The sequence below is a fragment of the Kitasatospora sp. NPDC048298 genome (assembly GCF_043201465.1).
Taxonomy (GTDB): domain Bacteria; phylum Actinomycetota; class Actinomycetes; order Streptomycetales; family Streptomycetaceae; genus Kitasatospora.
This window is the reverse complement of sequence record NZ_JBICYZ010000039.1, coordinates 68,542-88,104: the sequence shown is the minus strand read 5'-3', so window position 1 is coordinate 88,104 and position 19,563 is coordinate 68,542. Positions and strand designations below refer to the sequence as shown.

Below are 19,563 nucleotides of genomic sequence, written 5' to 3'. Positions count from 1 at the left end.
TGGGCTTTCTGTCCCAGACACCGCTGAGCAGCGAGAGTGGACGATGGAACTGCTCAAATAGGCATGATGTTGACAAATCAGATTCCACAGAAACGGCGGGAAGTCGGCCGGCATGGCCCGCCACTTCGTTCCGTTGTCGACGAGGTAGCGGACCGCGTCCAGCATCGTTCGGTGGCAGTACGCCTCCGGCTGCCCGCCCCGCCCGCGCAGCCAGCCCGGCACCGGCAGCAGTGGCCGCACCACCGCCCACTCCGTATCGGACATGTCCGTCGGGTAGCGGCGCGCGCGGACTCCGTGGTCGGCGGCGTTCCCGAACCGGTGTGCCAGGCAGTCACACGCGAGAGTGACCGAAGTGGACCCCGCTCCCGCGATGCCGTAGAACTGCGACAACAGGGCCTCCTGGACCGCTCTTTGGCGTAGACACCCTTCGAGCTACCAAGAGGCCCTGCTTTCATGCACGGCGCCCGCCGCACTCACCCGATCGAGACTCCCGTTCGACCTGCACCCCTCAAGATCGGAACGACAACAGCCACTCAGCAGCCAGTCACGGTTGGGGCCGGCCCCCACCTCGCTGTACGAGGCGGCACCGCCGCAGCTGGCCCCCTTCAGGACGCCTACCTGCACAGTGTTGCCGCCGCCCTGCGGGGTCACCAGGAGCGGGCCGCCGCTGTCGCCCGGGCATGGGCCCTTGTCGACCATGATTCTCTTGATTCCGAGATTGTCCGGTTGCGGCGGAGTGATGAAGACGCTGACGAACTGCAGTTGACTGGGCAGGACACCGGCTGAGTTCACTCCCCATCCGGTGGCGATCCCTTGGTCGAACTGGGTGAACGGCCCTGCGGCCACACCGTCCCACAGGAAGGACTGGTCCGGTACGGCCAGTTGAATGGGCGTCACATTGGTGACGGGAGAACTGAGTTCGATCAGGGCCACGTCGTTGTGTCCGCCTATGTAGGCGGGGTTTCGCAGGATCCGCTTGACTCTGCGGATCTGGCCGCCCGTAGCCGCCATGCCGTTTCCGACCCGCACCGTCATGTCGCCGACCGAGGTCGGCACCGAGCAGTGCACCGCGGTGAGAACCCAGCTGGGGTGGATCAGGGAACCTGTGCAGAGACCGCCGACGGCGGTGTTGCGAACCTCGGCCACGAACGCCAGATCACCGCTCGAATCTGGATTTCCACCGGTGATGGCGTGCGCCGCTGACGGGAAGAGAGTCGACAGCGTGGCCATGAGCGCCGCTGTGAAGAATTTACTGCTTTTCCCCTTCACCGAACCTCCAGGGGATCAACCTTCGAGACAGACCTCACGAAGGGGGGCGGGCTGCCACGCCCGTATGACGTCACGCTAAATCCTCGATTCAGCGAAGGCGCGGGCGAGGCAGGCAGCCCTACTCTGATCAGGTGAGCACGCTCAGCCGGGCGGCTCTCACAACAGCCCTCGAACACGTTGGCCGGGGAATAATGCCCCGCCCCAGACCCCACGGCGGGACGCTTTCCCATGCCAAAGGGCCGACCGGGCGTGCGGCCGGCGTGGGGAACGCCACACTTCCGGTCCTGGGCGTGCCGGTGCTCGCCGCCCGGGCGGCGGCCCAGGACACTGGTCGCCGTGACTGATGTGCGCGAGACCTTGGATTACCAGACCTTCGGACGGGCGGTGCGCGAACTCGCGCAGACGATCGCCGACGACGGCTACGAGCCCGACCTCGTCCTGAGCATCGCCCGCGGCGGGGTGTTCGTCGCGGGCGGTCTCGCATACGCGCTGGACTGCAAGAACATCCACCTGGTGAACGTGGAGTTCTACACGGGCGTGGGCACCACTCTCGAGATGCCCGTCATGCTGGCGCCCGTTCCCGCCGCGATCGACTTCACCGACAAGAAGGTCCTGATCACCGACGATGTCGCCGACACCGGCAAGACATTGAGGCTGGTGCACGACTTCTGCCTCGACCATGTCGCCGAGGTCCGGTCGGCCGTCATCTACGAGAAGTCGCACTCCCTCGTGAAGTGCGAGTACGTGTGGAAGAGGACCGACGACTGGATCGAGTTCCCGTGGTCGACGCAGGGACCGGTCGTCCGGCGCGAGGGGCAGGTGCTCGACGCCTGATCGGAGGTGGACGCGGCCGCGCACCCGGCGCGGGCGTCCGTCCTGCGGTCCTCACCCCAGGGCGGGGTGGACCAGCCGTCCGTGGTGGATGAGGGAGACGGACTGCTTGAGGCGGCGTGCGCGGACGCTGATCTCGTAGCCCCTGATGCCCTCGATGCCGGCCAGGCGGCCGCTGAGGTAGTGGTAGAAGGCGGGGGTGTCCTCGCAGATGACGACGGCCATGAGGTTGTGCCTGCCGCTGGTGGCCGAGACGAAGGCGCATTCGTCGTGCCGGGCGAGTTCCTCGCCGATCCGGTGGAGTTCGGGCAGGTCGACCTGGAGCCAGAGGATGGCGTTGAGTTCGTAGCCGAGCCGTTCGGTCAGGATGTCGATGCCGTAGGTGAGGGCGCCGGTGGCTTCCAGGGCCTCCAGGCGACGGGCGACGCGGGCCGCGGACCAGCCGGTGGCCTGGGCCAGGTGGGTGTGGGAGGCGCGGCCGTCCTGCGCCAGGGCCTCGAAGAGGGGGCGGTCCTCGTCGGTCGGGGCGGGCGGTGGCCCGGTGGGCGCGGGGCGTTGCTCCGTCAGCTGTCGCACCTGGCCGTCGGTGAGGGAGCGCCTGCCGCCGGCCCAGCCGGCCGTGCCCGGCGCGGTGAACGGGTGGATGAGGAGGTCGACGCTCATGTCGAGGATCGAGGTGGCTTTCGGGAGTTGCCGCAGCAGGACGTCGTCGCGCCCGGTGCCGGCGGTCGAGCGGATGGTGCAGATGATCTCCGATCCGCCGGAGGCGACGCTGGCGTAGCCGACTTCGGGCCTCCGGGCGAGCGAGTCGGCGACGGGCCCCGCGGCGTCGGGGCGGCACCGCAGCCGCGCGATCCAGTCCGCCCGTCCGTGGGCGGTCGGGCTGCTCAGCCCGACGACGCGCAGGACCCCGTCGCGGCGCAGCGCGTTGTAGCGGCGGGCCACGGTCTGTTCGGACACCCCGATGACCTCGCCGAGGCGGCGGAAGGAGGTACGGGGGGCGCAGTAGAGCCCGTGGATGATTTTGCGGTCGAGGTCGTCGTGCACGGAGGAATGCTTACACAGTCTCGGGCTGCTGTGGAGGTTGTTGTACGTCTGCCGTGATCGCTTGTGGGTTTCTCGACCGTTCGGGTGAAGCTGGTCCGCGCCACACAGCAGCAGTCGGTGCCCGCGCGGCATCCCGCAGTCGAAGGAACCACTCCGTGAACTCCGCAACGGTGCAGCGCCCCGGGGCCGGACGAGGCGTCACGCTCGTCATGGCCTGCCTGGGCGTCTTCGTCGCCTACCTTCCCGTGACCACCGTGTCGGTGAGCCTGCCGGCGATCCAACGGGCGATGGGCGCCTCGACCTCCCAACTGTCCTGGGTGTCGGACGCGTTCGTGCTGCCGATGGCCGCGCTGATCCTCACCACCGGGGTGTGGGGCGACGTCCACGGCCGCAAGCGGGTGTTCCAGACGGGCATCGCGTTCTGCGCGCTGGGCGCGGCCGTCTCGCTGGCGTCGGACTCGGTGCAGTCGTTGTGGGTGGGGCAGGCGGCCTCCGGTCTGGGGGCGGCGGCGCTGCTGCCGACCACGCTGGCCCTGATCAGCCACGCGGTCCCCGACCACCGGGAGCGGGGCAGGTTCATCGGCCTGTGGGCGATGTCCATGCTGGCCTCGCTGGCCGTGGGACCGCTGATCGCCGGATCGCTGCTGGAGCACGTCGGGGTGCGCTGGATCTTCCTCCTGCCCGTCCCGGTGTCCCTGGTCGTGCTGGTCGTCGCGGCGTTCCTGCTGCCCGACTCGCGGGCGCCGCACGGCCGTCGGCTGGACTGGCCCGGGCAGATCAGCGCGGCGGTCGCGGTCACCGCGGTCGTCTACGGCGTGATCGAGGGCGGCGCCGACGGCTTCGGTACGCCCCACGTGGTGGCGGCCCTGGTGCTCGGCGCGGTGAGCGCGGTCGTGTTCGTCGTCGTGGAGCGCCGCAGCGCCAGCCCGATGCTCGACCTGACGCTGTTCCGCAGTCCCGCCTTCGCCGCGACCTCCCTGGTCGCCATGATCAGCTTCCTGGGGCTGATCGGCTTCTTCTTCGCCCTGAGCCTGTACTTCGGCCTCGTGCAGCACCTGAGCACGCTGGAGGCCGGGCTGCGGCTGGTCCTGGTGTCCGGGACGTCCCTCGTCGTCGGTGTCCCCGTCGGGCGGCTGATGCACCGGGTCTCCGCGCGGGTCATGATCACCGCCGGTCTGGTGGTGATGGCGGGTTCGCTGCTGTCGCTGACCGGCATCGACGCCGGCACGTCCTACGGGTCGATCGCCTGGCGCCTGGTCCTGCTCGGCCTGGGCATGGGCACCGTCCTCACCCCGATGACGGCCTCCGCCGTCTCCTCCGTCCCGCACCACCTGGCCGGCATGGCCGCCGCGGGGAACAACGCCTTCCGCCAGGTCGGCGGCGCCCTCGGCCCGGCCGTGCTCGGCGCCCTGCTCACCACCCGCGCTCTCGGCGCCCTGCCCGGCCGCCTCGCCGACGCCGCGGTGCCGGCGGAGACCGGCGAGCACGTCCTCGCCGTCGCGCGGGAGCAGGGACTCGGCGCCGTCGCCGGGCTCGACCTGGGTGCCGCCACCGGACCGGCCCTCAGCGCGCTGGGCGGCTCCTTCCTCGACGGCCTGCGGCTCTGCCTGGTCGTGTCGGCCTCGCTCGCCCTGCTGGCCGCCCTCGCCTGCGCCGTCCTCCTGCGCCCGGCCGCGTCGGCCGCCGGCCGTCCGGCCGACGCGGCCGGTGCCGGCAGCGCGGCCGGTGCCGCGGCCCTGGCGCCGCGAACCGCCGGTGGTCCCGCGCACGTCTCCACCGGCGGCGTGCCCGCCCAGGGGGTGCGAAGCGCACCGTGACGCCGGGCGGTGGCCGGGGCACGTTGCCGTGCCCCGGCCGGTGTCGACCGCTGTTCGGGCCGGCCGTCGTCCGGTTCTCAGCAGACCGCGGTCCGGTCGTAGGTCCCGCCGACGGTGTGGAAGTACCTGCTCTGCCTGTTCGGGATCGACTGGCACGAGGTGTCCCGCCAGTAGTTGACGATGATCCGGACACGCATCGTCCTGCCGCAGTTGTTGTACACATAGCCCGCGATCCCACCGTCGGCCATGTTCGTGACGCCGCTGCGGTCGATGCAGGCCGGCGCCGTGCCCCCGGCGGCCAGCGGCGCCGAAGCGGCCTGGGCCGGCACGGCGCCGCCCAGACCTGCCAGCACGAGGGCGGCCGAGCCCGCGAGGATCCGGGACTTCGTTGCTCGCATGGTGTTCCTTTCGACGCGGTCCGCGCCCTGGAGCCTCGGAAGTCGGTTCTCCGCGAGACATGGCTCCCGGGTGCGTCGCGCCACCAGGTTCGCCGCGCCCCCGGGCCGGGCTCAACGTGATTCGGACCAGGCCGAACCACGCCGAAGCCCTGGACCGCACGCGCGCGCCGGGTGGGGCGGGCGGGCATGCCGGTGCCGGTCACGCCCTGGTGGGGTGTGACCGGCACCGGTGTGGGGAGTGGCCGGGTGGTGTCGTGTCACCCGATCTTGATGGCGGCGACCCTCGGCGGGTGGTTGGGGAAGGTGATGTCGGTCCAGCGCTCGATCCGCACGGAGTCGCCGTTGACGTCGTAGTAGGTCAGGTCGTTGTTGCCCGTGGAGATCCGGTCGACCCACCACCCGCCGAAGTCGGTCCTCCCGCCGTTCGCGTAGCAGTCGACGCTGTCGCGGCCGTCGAGGTGCGACCAGATCTTCAGGAAGTCGTTGCGGCCGCCGTCGCACTGGACGTGGTCGATGGCGAAGGCGTCGCCGCTCGGCAGGCCGACGGTGAACGTGGCGGCCGCGGCGAGCGCCATGGCCATGGAGCGGACGGCCCTCTTGGTCTTCGAGATCACGGATTCTCCCTCGTACGAGGGCCGGGACGTGGCCCGGCGCTGTCGGTGACGTCGCGTCATGACGGGAACGGCGTCGGAACGGTGCTTCGCCGTTTCGGCTCCTCACGGCCGGCGCCCGTCGGTGAAACGGCTGTGAGGAGCCGGGACCTCAACGTAGTGACCCCGGTCCCCCGTCCGGCCGCAACACTCCGGATGCGAACCGGCGGGCCGGGACATCACCCGATCGTGGCGCTCACGTGCGCACCGGGGCGGAGGCGGCAGGGGCGGTCGGGAGCCCGGGGGCGGCGCGCCACGGCCGGGTGACGGGCGGGTGGAGGGCAAGCCGTTTCGGTGTGCCGGCGCGGGGCACTTTTCGGATAGTCGCGGCAGGCGTCGGCGGGCGAGGCTGGACCCTGCCCCCCGGATGATGTGGAGACCACATGGCTCGACGACGTTCCCTGCCCCGGCTCGCCCTGGCCGTACCGGTCGTGCTGTCGCTGACCGCCTCGCTCGGGTTCCTCCCCGCGTCGGCCTCGGCGACGCCCCGAATACCCTCCGCCGCGCGGGCCGGGGACGCGCCCGCCCTGGCGTACGTCGTCAACACCGGGACCGACCGGCACACGATCGCGCAGGTGCGGCGGGCCGTCACCGCGGCCGGCGGCAGCATCGTCGTCACGTACGACGCGATCGGCGTGATCGTCGCCCACTCGGCGGACCCCGACTTCGGCAAGCGGATGCGCGCGGTGCGCGGAGTGGAGTCGGCGGGCGCCACCCGGACCGCGGCGCTGAGCACGGTGGGCACGACCGAGGAGGGCGCGGTGCGCCGCCTCTCCGAGGCCGAGGCCGCGAGGATCGCGAAGGCGTCCGACGGCGGCGAGCCCCTCGAGGCCGAGCAGTGGGACCTGCGGGCGATCGGCGCGGACAGGGCCGCGAAGGTCAACCCCGGCAGCGGGGACGTCACGGTCGCCGTGATCGACACCGGCGTCGACGACACCCACCCCGACCTCGCCGCGAACTTCTCCCCCGCGCAGTCCGCGAACTGCGCCGGCGGCAAGGCCGACACCACGTACGGCTCCTGGCGGCCGGCGGACCCGGACTACTTCCACGGCACGCACGTGGCGGGCACGATCGCCGCGGCCCGCAACGGCGTCGGCGTCGCGGGCGTGGCACCCGGCGTGAAGGTCTCCGGCATCACCGTCTCCCAGCCCACCGGGCGCCAGCTGATCTACGCCGAGAGCGTCGTGTGCGCCTTCGTGTTCGCCGCCGACCACGGTGTGCAGATCACCAACAACAGCTACTACGTGGACCCGTGGCAGTACAACTGCCTGGACGACCCCGACCAGAAGGCCATCGTCGACGCGGTCGACCGCGCCCAGCGGTACGCGCAGCGCAAGGGCACCCTCAACGTCGCCGGGGCCGGCAACGCCAGGCACGACCTGGCCTCCGCGGGCTTCACCGACGCCGGCAGCCCCAACGACTCCACCCCCGTGAACCGGACGGTCGACCCGCACCGGTGCTGGGACCTGCCCGCACAGCTGCCGGGCGTCGTCACGGTCAGCGCGACCGGCGCCAAGGGCGCGAAGGCGTACTACTCCAACTACGGCCTCGGTGTGATCGACGTCGCGGCGCCGGGCGGCGACCAGTACGTGGCCTCGGACACGCCGTCGGGGTCGGGCGGCGTCCTGTCGACGCTGCCGAACAACCAGTACGGCTACGAGCAGGGCACGTCCATGGCCACGCCCCACGTCGCCGGGGTGGCCGCGCTGCTGAAGTCCGCCCACCCGCAGGCGACCCCGGCCCAGCTGCGGGCGCTGCTCAGGGCCCAGGCCGACAACCCGGGGTGCCCGGCCGACCCGTACGACTGGAACGGCGACGGCGTCGTGGACGCCGTCTGCGCGGGCGGCGGGCGTGTCAACGGCTTCTACGGCTTCGGCGTCGTCGACGCGCTGCGCGCGGTCGGGTAGGCGGAGGGGATACCCGGCCGGGGTGTCCCGGCCGGGACCGCCAGGCGCTCGCGGTCACGCACCGTAGCGGGTGGTGTGCTGGGGGCTTTCGGGGTCGGGGAACTGGACAACGTAGGATGGCCGAACTCCCGCGCTACGCGCGAAGAGTTCCATAAATGTTCTATTTGTCTGTTTTCATCTCCCGCTTCACACGCACGGAGCCACCCTCATGGACAACCTGTCCACCGTCGACGTCGACGGCGCGATAGAGACCCGCGGCATCGAACCCGTTCCGGACCACGAGCGCCGGGGCAGAGTGCGCGAGCTCTTCCCGACCTGGGTCGCGGCGAACATCAGCGTCCTGCTGCTCACCATGGGTGCGGCCCTGGTGGTGTTCAACCGGCTGAACTTCTGGCAGGTCCTGGTCGTCGCCGCGTGCGCCGCGCTCGCCTCCTTCGGCATGGTCGGCGTGCTGTCGGTCTCCGGGAAGTGGGGCGGGGCGCCGGGCGCGACGCTCTCGCGGGCCACCTTCGGGGTGCGCGGGAACCTGTTCCCCGGCGCGATCCTGTGGATCGCCCGGTTCGGCTGGGAGACGATCAACGCCGTCACCGGCGCGTACGCGGTGCTGACCGTCCTCGACCTGCTCTTCGGCGTCAAGAGCAACACCGCGCTGATCGTGGTCACGCTCTTCGCCTTCGTCGCCTGCACCTTCCTGGTCTCCGGCATGGGCCGCAAGGCGCTGAACGTCTGCAACACCTGGTCGACGTACCTCTTCGGCGTCTTCAGCGTCCTGGTGCTGGGCTACCTGGTCGCGACCATCCACTGGAGCGAGGTCTTCGCCAAGCCCGCGGGCACCACCGCGATGATGATCGCCGGCATCGGGACCATCGCCGCCGGCGGCATCAGCTGGGTGCCCACCGGCCCGGACTTCACCCGCTACCTGCCCCACTCCGCCTCCGGCCGGAAGATCGCCGGCGTGACGGTCTCCGGCGCCGGCCTGGTGATGGTGCCGATGGTGCTGATGGGCGCCGTGATGGCGGTGGCCTCCCCCGGCCTGGCCGACGCCGCGGACCCGGTCTCCTTCCTCGGCGACCTGCTGCCGACCTGGCTGGCCGTGCCCTACCTGCTGACCGCGATCGTGGGCATGCTGCTGATCAACAGCCTGTCCATGTACTCGGCCGGCTTCACCGCCCAGACCATGGGCGTCAAGCTGCCGCGCGCCATGGCCGTCAGCATCAACGCCGTGATCTCGCTGGTCGGCGGCCTGCTGCTGATGCTGGTCGCCAAGAGCTTCCTGGGCTCCTTCATCACCTTCCTGATCCTGCTCGCCGTCTCCTTCTCGGCCTGGATCGGCGTCTACGCGGTGGACATGTTCCGTCGCCGCTCGCGTGCGGTGCGCTACGACGCCGCCGGGCTGATGGACACCACCAAGGGCAGCCGGTACTGGTACAAGGGCGGCTTCTGCTGGCAGGCGATGGTGTCCTGGGTCGTCGCGCTGCTGTTCGGCCTCGCCTTCACCAAGTGCGACTGGTTCGCCGGCCCGCTCTCCGGCACCTTCGTCGGCAAGTACGGGCTCGCCTGGGCGGCGACCATCGTGATCTCCGCCGCGATCATGGCCGTACTCCCCACCCCCCGGGAGAACACCCCCGCCGCCGGCGGGCAGGGCGCCGACGCCCCGGCGGAGCGCACCGACCGGGTCACCGTCTGACCGCACGGCGCGACCCCGCACTCCCCCGCACCGCCCCGCGGGCTCGATCGAGCCCGCGGGGCGGTGTCGTTTCCGGGCCCGCCGGCAGCGGACGGCGGGCGGTCAGCGGTCGAGGCGTCCGAAGTCGGAGTCGCAGGGCCAGCTGCAGAAGCCGGCGCGTTCGACCTCCTCGTAGAAGGGGGTGCCGTCGTCGCCGCGGTGGGCGGCCCGGTCGTGGTGGAGGTGGACGATCGGGTCGCGGTGGCGGTCCATCGGGCCGTAGCGTTCGGCGCGCCACACGAAGTCCTGGTCCTCGCCGCCCCAGCCGCAGAAGCGTTCGTCCATGCCGCCGATGCGGGTGAAGAGGTCCTCGCGCAGCCAGACGCAGCCGCCCGGCGGACGGCGCAGGTGGACCCCGCGCAGCCGGTCCGGGCCGGGGTCGGGGGCGGCGTCGAGGCAGCGGGTGCGCACCGCCCGGGCGCTGGAGGCGGGGTCGAGGAAGAGCATGTCCTCGAACGGCCAGTGGGCCTGGGTGCCGGGCCGCTGGAAGCGCTCGACGGCCCGGGCGACGAAGTCGCGGTCGACGAGGATGTCGCCGTCCAGGACGCAGACCAGCTCGGCCGGCCTGGCACCGTGGACCACGCCGACGTTGACGGTCCAGGACTTGTTGAACCGGCCGGGGTCGGGCGCGAACAGGTAGGTGTCGCAGGCGTCGGCGAACAGCTCGCGCCAGCGCGGGCGTTCGTCGCTCTCGACCACCACGACGCGGTAGCGCTCGCGCGGGTGGGACTGGTCGGCGAGCGCGTTGAGGACGGCGGCCAGGTTGCGGACCCGGCCGGTGGCGTCGTCGGGGGCGCGGAAGGGGATGACCACCGCCGCGTCGACGGGGTGGCCGGCCCGGTGCGGCTTGCGCGCGAGCGCGGCCAGCAGTTCGGCGGTGTCGGGGGCCGCGACGGCGGCCGGCGCCGCGGGCGGGCCCGGCTGGACGATCAGCCGGGACAGCGACTCGGTGCGGGCCGCGGCGGCGCGCAGCGCGTCGAGCGCCGTGTCCGCTCCCTCGGGGCGGCGCAGCAGGTCGGTGAGGGCGGCGGTGAGGTGGGCGGCGGCGGTGGCGTCGGCGGGGTCGTCGGCGAGGCGGGCGGTGCTGCTGCGGACGCGGTCGTCGTCGATGGCGGTGAGCGCGTGCGCGGCGCCGTGGTGGGCGTCGGCGGACCAGTCCCAGTAGTCGGGGGCGACGGCGCGGGAGAGCGGGTCGTGGACGAGGATCAGGCTGCTGGTGGCCGCGGCGGCGAGGGCGTCGGGGGCGGAGGGGCGGGCGGCGGGCATGGCGGTGTCGTGTCTCCCCGGCGGTGTCGGGCTGGTGTGGTGGTGGACGTGGTCGGGGCGGCGGGCAGTGTGGCGGGTGTCAGTGGGCGTCGGCGGTGGGGGTCCAGCGCAGCGGGGTGAGGTCGGGGACGACCAGGTCGGCGTGGGTGAAGTCGCCCGCGTTGTGGGAGGTGGTGAGGGCGACGCAGCGCAGTCCGGCGCTCTTGGCGGCGCTGACGCCGGCCGGGGCGTCCTCGAAGGCGAGGCCGTCGGCGGGGTGGACGCCGAGGGCGCGGCAGGCGGCGAGGTAGCCCTGGGGGTCGGGCTTGCCGGCGGTGACGTCCTCGGCGGTGACGATGACCTGGAAGAGGTCGGCACCGCCGACGTGGTCGAGCATCTCGGTGGCGTGGGCGCGCAGGCCGGAGGTGACGACGGCGAGGGGAACGCCGCGGGTGTGGAGGTCGGCGAGGAGTTCGGCGGCGCCGGGGACGGCGAAGGGCGGCGGGCTGTCGGGGCCCATGAGGTAGCCGCAGGCCTCGTCGAAGAGTTCGTCGACGGTGTGGCCGGGGAAGTGGTGGACGTGGTCGGCGAGGGCTTCCTTGCCGCGCCGGCCGACGAAGGTCGCGAGGACGGTGTCGTCGCAGGGCACGTGGTGGGTGGTGAACAGGCGGGTCCAGGCGGCGCGGCTGCGGTGTTCGGTGGCCACCAGGGTGCCGTCGAGGTCGAACAGGGCGGCCTTGGCGTGGAGGTGGTGGAGTTCGGTCATGGCGGGGTCGTCCTCTGGGTCGGGTGTGCGTGGTGCGGTGGTGGTGTGCGGGGTTCAGCCGGTGGTGGGCGCGCCGGGGCGTTCCCCGGTGGTGAACACCGGGGCGGCCGGGTCGGTTGCGTCGGCCGGGTCCGGTGTGTCGGGGGTGTCGGCCGGGTCGGTTGCGTCGGCCGGGTCCGGTGTGTCGGGGGTGTCGGCCGGGTCGGGTGCGGTGGCGACGGCGCGCAGGGCGGCGTAGCCGCAGAACGCGGTGATGAGGGCGAGTCCGGCGCTGGCGAGGGTGTAGGCGGTGGTGGGTCCGGCCCAGGTGCTGCGGCTGAGCCAGGGGTAGAGGGCGCCGAAGAGGGCGACGCCGGTGACGCCGACGACGGTGGAGAGGGTGTTGACGGTGCCGCTGAGCGTCGCGGCGTGGCGGGGCGGGACGGCGGTGGTGAGCAGGTTGAGCACGGAGGTGTTGGTGAGGCCGAGGCCGAAGCCGCCGATGCACAGGACGGCGGTGAGCGGCCAGATGGCGGTGCCCTCGCCGACGGGGACGACGGGGGCGAGGGCGTAGGCGGTGGTGAGCAGGGTGCAGCCGATGAAGGGCAGTCGGCGGGCGAGGCGGTGCGGGGCACGGCCGATGACGGGGCCGGCGAGGCCGAAGGCGAGGACCCAGCCGAGCGGGACGAGTCCGGCCTGCCAGGCGGGCAGGTGCAGGTGGTCCTGGAGGTGGAGGGAGAGCAGGTAGAGCATGGAGATGTAGGTGAGGGTGCAGCCGGAGGAGGTGGTGAGGGCCCAGCGGACGGTGGGGGTGGACAGGGGGCGCAGGTCGAGCGCGGGGGTGGCGCCGCGGGCGATGACGCGCTGTTCGGTGCGGACCAGTCGGACGGCGAGCGGGAGGGCGGCGGGCAGCAGGAGCCAGATCCAGGCGGGTCGGGTGAGGCTGAGCGGGATGAGGACGGTGAGGGAGGCGGCGGCAAGCAGCAGGGTGCCGGGGATGTCGTTGTCGCCGCGGCGGGCGGTGGTGGCGGGTCGGTCGTGCGGGAGCAGGACGACGCCGAGCAGCAGGATGAGGGCGCCGACGGGCACGTTGAGCAGGAAGACGGCGCGCCAGCCGGTGCCGAGGATGTCGGCGGAGACGATGGTGCCGCCGAGGATCTGGCCGAGGGCGGCGCCGCCGGAGAGGGTGACGGCGTTCCAGCCGAGGGCGCGGGCGCGGGCGGGGCCGGTGTACCAGCGGTGGATGCCCATGAGGACCTGGGAGATCATCAGGGAGCAGGCGGCGCCTTGCAGGCAGCGTCCGGCGATGAGGACGGGGGCGCTGGTGGCGAGTCCGCAGGCGAGGGAGGCGAGGGTGAACAGGGCGAGGCCGGAGAGGTAGACGCGGCGTACGCCGAGGCGTTCGCCGAGTCGGGCGGCGGGGGCGAGGAGGACGGCGGAGCACAGCGCGTAGGCGGTGACCATCAGGGTGAGTGCGGAGCCGCTGACGTGGAGGTCGGCGCTGACGGCGGGTACGGCCAGGTTGACGATGGCCAGGTCGATGTTGGCCATCGACTGTCCGATCAGCAGGACCAGCAGCGCGGTGCCGCTGGGTCCGGTCCGCCGGCCGGCGGGTTGCCGGGTGGTGGCTTGCACGGTGTCTCCCCTTCGTCGCTCCCCCGGCGGGTGGGCCGGTTCGTCGGCCGGGGGGTGGTCCTGGTGGTGGAACACCGGCCGGGCCGGTCGGGTTGCGTCCGGTCCGGCCGGTGGTGGCGGGGGGTGGTGGCGTCGGGTCAGGCGGTGGTGGCGTCCAGGTCGAGGTCCTGGTAGGTGGCGGCCCAGGGGAGGCGCTCTTCCAGGGCGGCGGCGGCGCGGATGACGAGGGCGTCGTTGCGGCGGCGGGCGGCGAGTTGCAGGCCGACGGGGACGCCGTTGCGGGCGCGGCCGACGGGGACGGAGGCGGCGGGGCTGGCGATCAGGTTGAACGGGCTGGTGAGGGACCAGCCGACGAACGGGTCGACGCGCTGGCCGTGGACGGTGTCGGGGCCGACGGTGTCGCGGCCGGCGGAGTTGGGGATGCCGGTGACGGCGTTGACGGGGCTGACGATCAGGTCGTAGCGGTCGAAGAGGTTCTCGAAGGCGTAGAGGACGCGGGTGCGGTCGAGGTCTTCGAGGCGGAAGTCGACGGCGCTGAGGGATTCGCCGACGCGTACGGAGTCCAGGTAGGCCTGGTCGATGGAGCCGGCGTAGGTGCCGAGCAGGTCGAGGCCGTTGTCGCGGGAGATGGCGGCGGATTCGGCGTGGGCGACGGACAGGTAGCGGCGCCACATGGCGGTGAGGTCGGCGTGCGGCAGCGGCAGGGTGAAGTCGATCTCCTCGACGGTGGCGCCGGCGTCGCGCAGGGCGGGCAGGGCGGCGCGGACGAGGGCTTCGACCTCGGGTTCGACGGGGTAGCCGCCGAGGTCGGGGCTGTAGGCGACGGTGAGGCCGGTGAGGTCGCCGTGGAGGGCGTCGACGAGCCGGTCGGGGGCGGGGTAGGAATACGGGTCGTACGGGTGCTCGCCGGACATCAGGTCGACGCCGAGGGCGGCGTCGGCGACGGTGCGGGCGAGGGTGGCGTAGCAGACCATCGGGTTGTAGCGGCGGAAGGCGTTGGGCTTGGCGGGGACGGCGACCCGGCCGAAGGTGGGCATCAGGGTGAAGACGCCGCAGAAGGCGGCGGGTACGCGCAGCGAGCCGCCGGCGTCGGAGCCCTGGGCGAGCGGGACCATGCCGGAGGCGACGGCGGCGGCGCTGCCGCCGGAGGAGCCGCCGGCGTTCATGGCGCGGTTGAAGGGTGTGGAGGCGGGGCCGAACAGGGCGCTGTCGGTGGTGGCCTTGAAGCCGAACTCGGGGGTGTTGGTCTTGCCGACGACGATCGCGCCGGCCTGTTCGAGGCGTTCGACGCAGAGGATGGTCTCCTGCGGGACGTCCTCGGCGAAGACCAGGGAGCCGCGGGCCATGCGGACGCCGGCGACGGGGTCGAGGTCCTTCACGCCGATGGGGACGCCGTGCAGCGGGCCGAGTTCGGCGCCGGAGGTGACGGCGCGTTCGGCGGCGGCGGCCTGTTCGAGGGCGCGTTCGCCGCAGACGGTCACGAAGGCGTTGACGGCGGGGTTGGTCTTCTCGATCCGCTCCAGTGCCGCCTGGACCGCCTCGACCGGGGAGATCTCCCGCCGGCGGATCGCCTCGGCGAGTCGGGTGGCGCTCAGTTCGGTGCTTTCGGTCATCTCACGCCTCGCACGGGGTTCGTCGGTTGGGCTCCAGGAGCCGGGCGTGAGGGGGAACACCGGGCCGGGCGTCCGGGTTGCACGGCGTCCGCGGCGGGGTGCGGGGCGGGGCGGTGGTGCGGGGTGCGGGGCGGGTGGGTTCGGCGGGGTCGGTGGGGCCGGCGGGCCGGGCGGGCCGTCGCGCGCGTGTACCCCGGTGTCGGGTACACGATCAACCACTTACCCCGCGCGCGATGCTCGGCTAGTCTCGCCACGGAATAGACAGGTCTAGACCTATCGGAGATCCGGTATGGCCGTCGTGTCCCGTTCCCCCCTCGCCCGTCCCGGTGGCCCCGCCACCCCGTACCCGGATCCGGACCTCCTGCGGCTGCTGGGCGAGCACTTCACCCGGGCCGAGCCGCGGGACCGGGCGCTGGCGTACGTCCACGCGCTGCTGGCCTCCCCCGGCCGGGGCAGCGCCGCGCAGATCGCCGCCCGGTCCGGCGCCGACAGCGCCTGGAGCACCCAGCGGCTGCTCACCCGCACGGTGTGGGACGCCGACCGGCTGCGCGACAGCATCCGCGCGCACGTGGTGCCGCTGCTCGGGGCTTCGGGCCCGTGCGCGGTGCTGAGCCGGCACGAGACGGCCCGGGCGGGCACCGGCGCGGTCGCGGTCGCCCCGGCCGGGGCGCGGGCCGCCAACCGGGACCGCAACATCCAGGCCGCGGCGCTGCTGTGCTACGTGTCGCGCAACCGGGCCGCGGTGATCGACCGTGAGCTGTACCTGCCCTCGCAGTGGACGTCCGACCCCGCGCGCTGCGCCCGGGCCGGCGTGCCGCCGGAACGGGTGCAGCCGCGCAGCATGGCCGACCTCGGCCAGGAGATGCTGGAACGCGCGCTGGCGGCGGCGATGCCAATCGGCTGGGTGTTCGGCGGCCCGGACTTCGCCGATCCGCAGCTGCGCCAGTGGCTGTGCCGGCGGCGGCTGCCGTTCTGCGTCGAGCTTCCCCAACTCCCGTATCCGCAGAGCGAGTCGGACGCCTCGGCGGTGCGCGCGGAGCCGGGCAGGGAGGAGGCCTGGCAGTTGCTGGGCCGCACCCTGGGCCCGGTGTACGGCCATCCGGCACCGGGTTTCCGGCTGACCCTGCTGGCCCGCCGGCTGCCGTCCGGGCACACTTCGCGCTTCCTGCTGCACGCGCCGACCACGGCGCCGGACGTCCCCGCCGCGCGGGCGATGGCGGCGGCGGGCGCGGCGGCCGCCCGGGCGGTCCACGAGGCCGACACCCGGGCCGGGTTGAGCAGCCACCAGGTGCGCACCTGGGTGGCCTGGTACCGGCACACCACGCTGGCGATGACGGCGGCCGTCCTGCACCTGGAGGCGGGGACGGCCGGCGGGGGGCGGCCCGGGGCCGCGCCGGGCGGCCCGCGGTGACGGCCCACCGGCCCGAAAGGGCCGACCGGAAGCGCAAGTACCGCTCCTTTTAGCACCTGCTTGCCGCTCCGACTCAGGTGATGTTCTAATCGGTTCGACCGGGGGGCGATGTGCGCACGCAAGAAATCGCGGGCCCGCCCTCGTTTTCCGTCAGCAGAACACATCCGACGCCGGGAGCGCAATTCCGCTCGGACGCCGCGGAGCCCCGGCGAATTCCCCCGTGAATTCGCCGAGGAAACGGGCGTTTCCCGTCGGCCCGCACCGTCCGTCCATCCGTGTTGCCGTTCGTCCGTGTTGTCCGTTCATCCGTGCATGCACCGTGTTTCGATAAGCCATTCCTACCGGGGAGCCTGCGGAACGACATGCCCCATTTGACGAGTGTCACCAGCCAGACGGCTGAGGGAGAGGTCCGGCTGGCCCTGGCGGGCCTGCGTGCCCGGGCCCAGGAGCTGAACCGGATCGCGGAGGCCACGGCCCGGCTGCTGGCCGCCCCCGACGCCCTGTCCCCGGAGTTCCCCGAGTTCCGGGAGTTCGCCCGGGAGGCGGTGCCGCGCTGGCACTTCGCCATGCTCAACGACCACGAGCGCAACGACGCGCTGGCCACCGCCCTGGAGCGGATCGTCCCGCAGGACGGCACCGTGCTGGACATCGGCGCGGGCACCGGCCTGCTGGCCATGATGGCCGTCCGGGCCGGCGCCGCCCACGTCTACAGCTGCGAGGCGAACCCGCTGATGGCGGAGGTGGCCCGACAGGTCCTGGCCGACGAGGGCTTCGCCGACCGGGTGACCGTGCTCGCCTGCCGCTCCGACGAGCTGGCGGTCGGCCGGGAACTGCCGCGCCGGGTCGACGCGGTGATCTCCGAGATCGTGGACTGCGGCCTGATCGGCGAGGGCATCCTGCCCTCGATCCGGCACGCGCGCCGCGAACTGCTCGCCCCGGACGGGGTGATGCTCCCCGAGCGGGCCCGCCTGCTGGGGGCGCTGGTGCAGAGCGAGAACGCGGTGAACCTGAACCGGGTGAACCGGGCCGGCGGCTTCGACGTGTCCCGGCTGAACGCCTTCGCCACACCGGGGCACTTCCCGATCCGGCTGCACACCTGGCCCCACCGCGTCCTGTCGGAGACGGTCGAACTGGCCTCCTTCGACTTCGCCGCGGACCCGCTCGGCCCCGGCGGCGGCAAACTCGCCCTCCCGGTGCACGAGTCGGGCACCGTGCACGCCCTGGTCGCCTGGTTCGAGCTGGAACTCGGCGGCGGCGTGACCCTGCGCAACTCGCCCGACAACATCGGCTCGCACTGGATGCAGGCACTGTTGCCGCTGGCCCACCCCGTCGAGGCGCAGGCCGGCTCCACGCTGGAGCTCGACCTCTCCTGGAGCGACACCCGCCTCTCCCTCGCCTGACGCGCACCCACCACGCTCCCCCGCCTGACGCACCGCCGCACCGCCGCACCCACGCTCCCCCGCATCCGTGCACGACCCCGCCCGGCCCGCCCCCACACCACCCGCGGAAGGCAGACCAGACATGTCGCACACACCCGTCCCCTACGAACCGTTCGAGCTGCACGGCGACGCGCTGCGCGAGGCGGTCCTGGCCTACGCCGCCAATCCGCTCTACCAGGACAACGAGGAGTGGGAGAACTCCGACAGCCCCTACCGCCGCCAGCTGCGCCCGCAGGTGCTGCCCTACCTGGACTTCGACCGGGTGGCGGGCCGCGACCGGATCCTGGAGTACAGCAGCCTCGCCGCCCAGCGCCTGCTGACCAGCATCTACGAGGCCGACCTGGTGTTCTTCCCCAAGGCCGGCCTCGGCGACCAGGCGCAGGACCTGCGCCACTACTACAGCCCCGGCAACCGGGCCCGCGGCGAGCTGATCCGCCCCGCGCTGGAACGCTTCGCCTTCGGCTTCCTCGACCAGGAGGTGGAGGTCAGCGGCGACTGGACCACCGAGAGCCTGCTCGCCTACCTGGAGGACCTCGACGTCCACGCCCAGGGCGGGGCCTCCCCCGCCGAGAAGGCCGTCCGCGATTCCTCCGACCCGAAGCGCGCGGCCAGGATGTGGCTGATCCAGTTCGCCCCGGACTTCCTGTCCGAGGCCTCGCCGATGGCCCGGAACGTCCTCGGATATTACGGCGCCGAGCAGTCGGAATGGTTCAAGATCCTCATCGACGAATACGGCTACGGCGTTCACGACACCAAGCACAGCACCCTTTTCGAGGCCACCCTGGAATCCGTCGGACTCGGCTCCGACGTACACCGCTACTGGCAGTACTACCTGGTCTCCAGCCTCGCCCTGAACAACTACTTCCACTACCTCGGAAAGAACCACGAGCACTTCTTCCGCTACGTCGGCGCGCTGTTCTACACCGAGAGCACCCTGGTGGACTTCTGCCGCCGCGCGGAGAACCTGCTCGCCGACGTGTTCGAGGGCACCGCGGACGCCCGCTACTTCTCCGAGCACGTCCACATCGACCAGCACCACGGCCGGATGGCACTGGAGAAGCTGGTCAAGCCCCTCGTCGAGCGCCACGGCGAGCAGATCATCCCCGAAATCGTGCGCGGCATCGAGGAGTTCCGCCTGCTGAGCGCCATCGCCGACGACGACTTCGCCACCCAGATCGCCTGGATGGACGACGCGGACCGCTACAAGGACCTGCACGAGCCCGTCTACGCGGCCATCACCGAGGGCCGGATCACCCCGCCGGTCGCGGACATCGTCGAGCCCTTCGGCGAGCTGTCCAACACCCACAGCCACGAGGGCGACGAGCTCTGCCACATCGTCAGCGGCACGATGCGCTTCGTCAGCGGCTTCAACTCCTACCGGATCCTGGAGGCCGGCGAGGGCACCGTGATCCAGCGCAACCGCCTGCACGGCGCGATCATCGAGTCCGAGGAGTGCGTCTACCAGATCTTCTCCGTCGGGGACTACCGCGCATGCCTGTCGTGACGTTCAAGGCCGGCGGCGCGGACAACTGCGCCCGCGTCGCCGGCCTGCCCTACGTGTACATCCGCACCGAGGCGGGCGGATCGGTGCTGCCCGCCTCCTGCCCGCACCGGGGCGGCCCGCTGAACCTGGGCACCCCCGACCCCACCGGACGGCGGCTGGTGTGCCCGTGGCACGAGCGGGGCTCCTCGCTCAGCCGGCTGCGCCGCCAGGTGCCGGCCGTCCGCTCCGGCGACACCGTCACCGCGGTGCTGCCGGGACCGGCGGACGCCGCCGCCGAACTCTGCCACCTTCCGCTGTCCCCGGCCCTCGCCGCCGGAGCCTGAACC

General features: G+C 72.5%; 17 protein-coding genes. 8 read left to right on the top strand and 9 right to left on the bottom strand.

Features of this window, described 5'->3' with window-relative positions; translation table 11 throughout:
• On the bottom strand, positions 1 to 390 hold a 390-nt coding region (locus tag ACGF0D_RS26670; protein WP_392920400.1), incomplete at its 3' end, for a transposase.
• Positions 391 to 432: 42 nt separating this feature from the next.
• On the bottom strand, positions 433 to 1,230 hold the full coding sequence (locus ACGF0D_RS26665; protein ID WP_392920398.1) for a S1 family peptidase: 798 nt from the start codon (positions 1,228 to 1,230) through the stop codon (positions 433 to 435).
• A 375-nt stretch (positions 1,231 to 1,605) separates the two neighbouring features.
• Between ACGF0D_RS26665 and ACGF0D_RS26660 the strand changes: the two genes are divergently transcribed.
• Positions 1,606 to 2,103, top strand: coding sequence for a phosphoribosyltransferase (locus tag ACGF0D_RS26660; protein WP_392883238.1), 498 nt, complete (start codon positions 1,606 to 1,608; stop codon positions 2,101 to 2,103).
• Positions 2,104 to 2,154: 51 nt separating this feature from the next.
• Here ACGF0D_RS26660 and ACGF0D_RS26655 read toward each other — a convergent pair whose 3' ends face one another.
• Positions 2,155 to 3,147, bottom strand: a complete 993-nt coding sequence (locus ACGF0D_RS26655; protein ID WP_392920395.1) for an Lrp/AsnC family transcriptional regulator — start codon at positions 3,145 to 3,147, stop codon at positions 2,155 to 2,157.
• Positions 3,148 to 3,356: 209 nt separating this feature from the next.
• Here ACGF0D_RS26655 and ACGF0D_RS26650 point away from each other — a divergent pair, with 209 nt between their 5' ends.
• On the top strand, positions 3,357 to 4,964 hold the full coding sequence (locus ACGF0D_RS26650) for an MFS transporter (RefSeq protein WP_392920406.1): 1,608 nt from the start codon (positions 3,357 to 3,359) through the stop codon (positions 4,962 to 4,964).
• A gap of 77 nt (positions 4,965 to 5,041) precedes the next feature.
• Here the strand turns inward: ACGF0D_RS26650 and ACGF0D_RS26645 are convergent, their stop codons facing one another.
• Together ACGF0D_RS26645 and ACGF0D_RS26640 are read right to left on the bottom strand one after the other, a co-directional pair.
• A complete protein-coding gene (locus ACGF0D_RS26645; protein ID WP_392883240.1) occupies positions 5,042 to 5,362 on the bottom strand; it encodes a hypothetical protein in 321 nt (106 codons plus the stop codon).
• Between the two features lie 257 nt (positions 5,363 to 5,619).
• Positions 5,620 to 5,976, bottom strand: a complete 357-nt coding sequence (locus tag ACGF0D_RS26640) for a beta/gamma crystallin domain-containing protein (protein ID WP_392920392.1) — start codon at positions 5,974 to 5,976, stop codon at positions 5,620 to 5,622.
• Positions 5,977 to 6,395: 419 nt separating this feature from the next.
• Between ACGF0D_RS26640 and ACGF0D_RS26635 the strand changes: the two genes are divergently transcribed.
• Both ACGF0D_RS26635 and ACGF0D_RS26630 read left to right on the top strand, forming a co-directional pair.
• Positions 6,396 to 7,919, top strand: coding sequence for a S8 family serine peptidase (locus ACGF0D_RS26635; protein WP_392920389.1), 1,524 nt, complete (start codon positions 6,396 to 6,398; stop codon positions 7,917 to 7,919).
• Between the two features lie 208 nt (positions 7,920 to 8,127).
• Positions 8,128 to 9,606, top strand: a complete 1,479-nt coding sequence (locus ACGF0D_RS26630) for a purine-cytosine permease family protein (protein ID WP_392920387.1) — start codon at positions 8,128 to 8,130, stop codon at positions 9,604 to 9,606.
• A gap of 102 nt (positions 9,607 to 9,708) precedes the next feature.
• On the opposite strand, the gene ACGF0D_RS26625 is transcribed toward ACGF0D_RS26630, so the two are convergent.
• The 4 genes from ACGF0D_RS26625 to ACGF0D_RS26610 form a co-directional block, all read right to left on the bottom strand.
• The gene (locus tag ACGF0D_RS26625; protein ID WP_392920384.1) at positions 9,709 to 10,911 is read right to left on the bottom strand and encodes a glycosyltransferase; all 1,203 of its coding nucleotides are present in this window, start codon (positions 10,909 to 10,911) and stop codon (positions 9,709 to 9,711) included.
• Between the two features lie 79 nt (positions 10,912 to 10,990).
• Positions 10,991 to 11,656, bottom strand: coding sequence for an HAD family hydrolase (locus ACGF0D_RS26620; RefSeq protein ID WP_392920382.1), 666 nt, complete (start codon positions 11,654 to 11,656; stop codon positions 10,991 to 10,993).
• Between the two features lie 54 nt (positions 11,657 to 11,710).
• Positions 11,711 to 13,270 (bottom strand): MFS transporter, encoded by a 1,560-nt coding sequence (locus tag ACGF0D_RS26615; protein ID WP_392920379.1) that lies wholly within the window; start codon positions 13,268 to 13,270, stop codon positions 11,711 to 11,713.
• 137 nt (positions 13,271 to 13,407) lie between these two features.
• A complete protein-coding gene (locus ACGF0D_RS26610; protein ID WP_392920377.1) occupies positions 13,408 to 14,883 on the bottom strand; it encodes an amidase in 1,476 nt (491 codons plus the stop codon).
• 298 nt (positions 14,884 to 15,181) lie between these two features.
• Between ACGF0D_RS26610 and ACGF0D_RS26605 the strand changes: the two genes are divergently transcribed.
• The 4 genes from ACGF0D_RS26605 (at position 15,182) to ACGF0D_RS26590 (ending at position 19,560) form a co-directional block, all read left to right on the top strand.
• The gene (locus tag ACGF0D_RS26605) at positions 15,182 to 16,294 is read left to right on the top strand and encodes a transposase (RefSeq protein ID WP_392920374.1); all 1,113 of its coding nucleotides are present in this window, start codon (positions 15,182 to 15,184) and stop codon (positions 16,292 to 16,294) included.
• Between the two features lie 362 nt (positions 16,295 to 16,656).
• Positions 16,657 to 17,694: a methyltransferase domain-containing protein gene (locus tag ACGF0D_RS26600; protein WP_392883251.1), complete on the top strand. Its 1,038-nt coding sequence runs from the start codon at positions 16,657 to 16,659 to the stop codon at positions 17,692 to 17,694.
• A gap of 121 nt (positions 17,695 to 17,815) precedes the next feature.
• On the top strand, positions 17,816 to 19,237 hold the full coding sequence (locus ACGF0D_RS26595; RefSeq protein ID WP_392920371.1) for an iron-containing redox enzyme family protein: 1,422 nt from the start codon (positions 17,816 to 17,818) through the stop codon (positions 19,235 to 19,237).
• Complete coding sequence (locus ACGF0D_RS26590; protein ID WP_392883254.1) at positions 19,225 to 19,560, top strand: Rieske 2Fe-2S domain-containing protein; 336 nt, start codon at positions 19,225 to 19,227, stop codon at positions 19,558 to 19,560. Before ACGF0D_RS26595 ends, ACGF0D_RS26590 begins: the two co-directional genes overlap by 13 nt.
• Positions 19,561 to 19,563 lie beyond the last annotated feature (3 nt).

Bases quoted from the DNA above. Each gene is read 5' to 3' on its own strand.
- ACGF0D_RS26665 (WP_392920398.1), bottom strand. From the start codon at position 1,230: ATGGCCACGCTGTCGACTCTCTTCCCGTCAGCGGCGCACGCCATCACC.
- ACGF0D_RS26650 (WP_392920406.1), top strand. From the start codon at position 3,357: ATGGCCTGCCTGGGCGTCTTCGTCGCCTACCTTCCCGTGACCACCGTG.
- ACGF0D_RS26645 (WP_392883240.1), bottom strand. From the start codon at position 5,362: ATGCGAGCAACGAAGTCCCGGATCCTCGCGGGCTCGGCCGCCCTCGTG.
- ACGF0D_RS26635 (WP_392920389.1), top strand. From the start codon at position 6,396: ATGGCTCGACGACGTTCCCTGCCCCGGCTCGCCCTGGCCGTACCGGTC.
- ACGF0D_RS26630 (WP_392920387.1), top strand. From the start codon at position 8,128: ATGGACAACCTGTCCACCGTCGACGTCGACGGCGCGATAGAGACCCGC.
- ACGF0D_RS26625 (WP_392920384.1), bottom strand. From the start codon at position 10,911: ATGCCCGCCGCCCGCCCCTCCGCCCCCGACGCCCTCGCCGCCGCGGCC.
- ACGF0D_RS26620 (WP_392920382.1), bottom strand. From the start codon at position 11,656: ATGACCGAACTCCACCACCTCCACGCCAAGGCCGCCCTGTTCGACCTC.
- ACGF0D_RS26610 (WP_392920377.1), bottom strand. From the start codon at position 14,883: ATGACCGAAAGCACCGAACTGAGCGCCACCCGACTCGCCGAGGCGATC.
- ACGF0D_RS26600 (WP_392883251.1), top strand. From the start codon at position 16,657: ATGCCCCATTTGACGAGTGTCACCAGCCAGACGGCTGAGGGAGAGGTC.
- ACGF0D_RS26595 (WP_392920371.1), top strand. From the start codon at position 17,816: ATGTCGCACACACCCGTCCCCTACGAACCGTTCGAGCTGCACGGCGAC.
- ACGF0D_RS26590 (WP_392883254.1), top strand. From the start codon at position 19,225: ATGCCTGTCGTGACGTTCAAGGCCGGCGGCGCGGACAACTGCGCCCGC.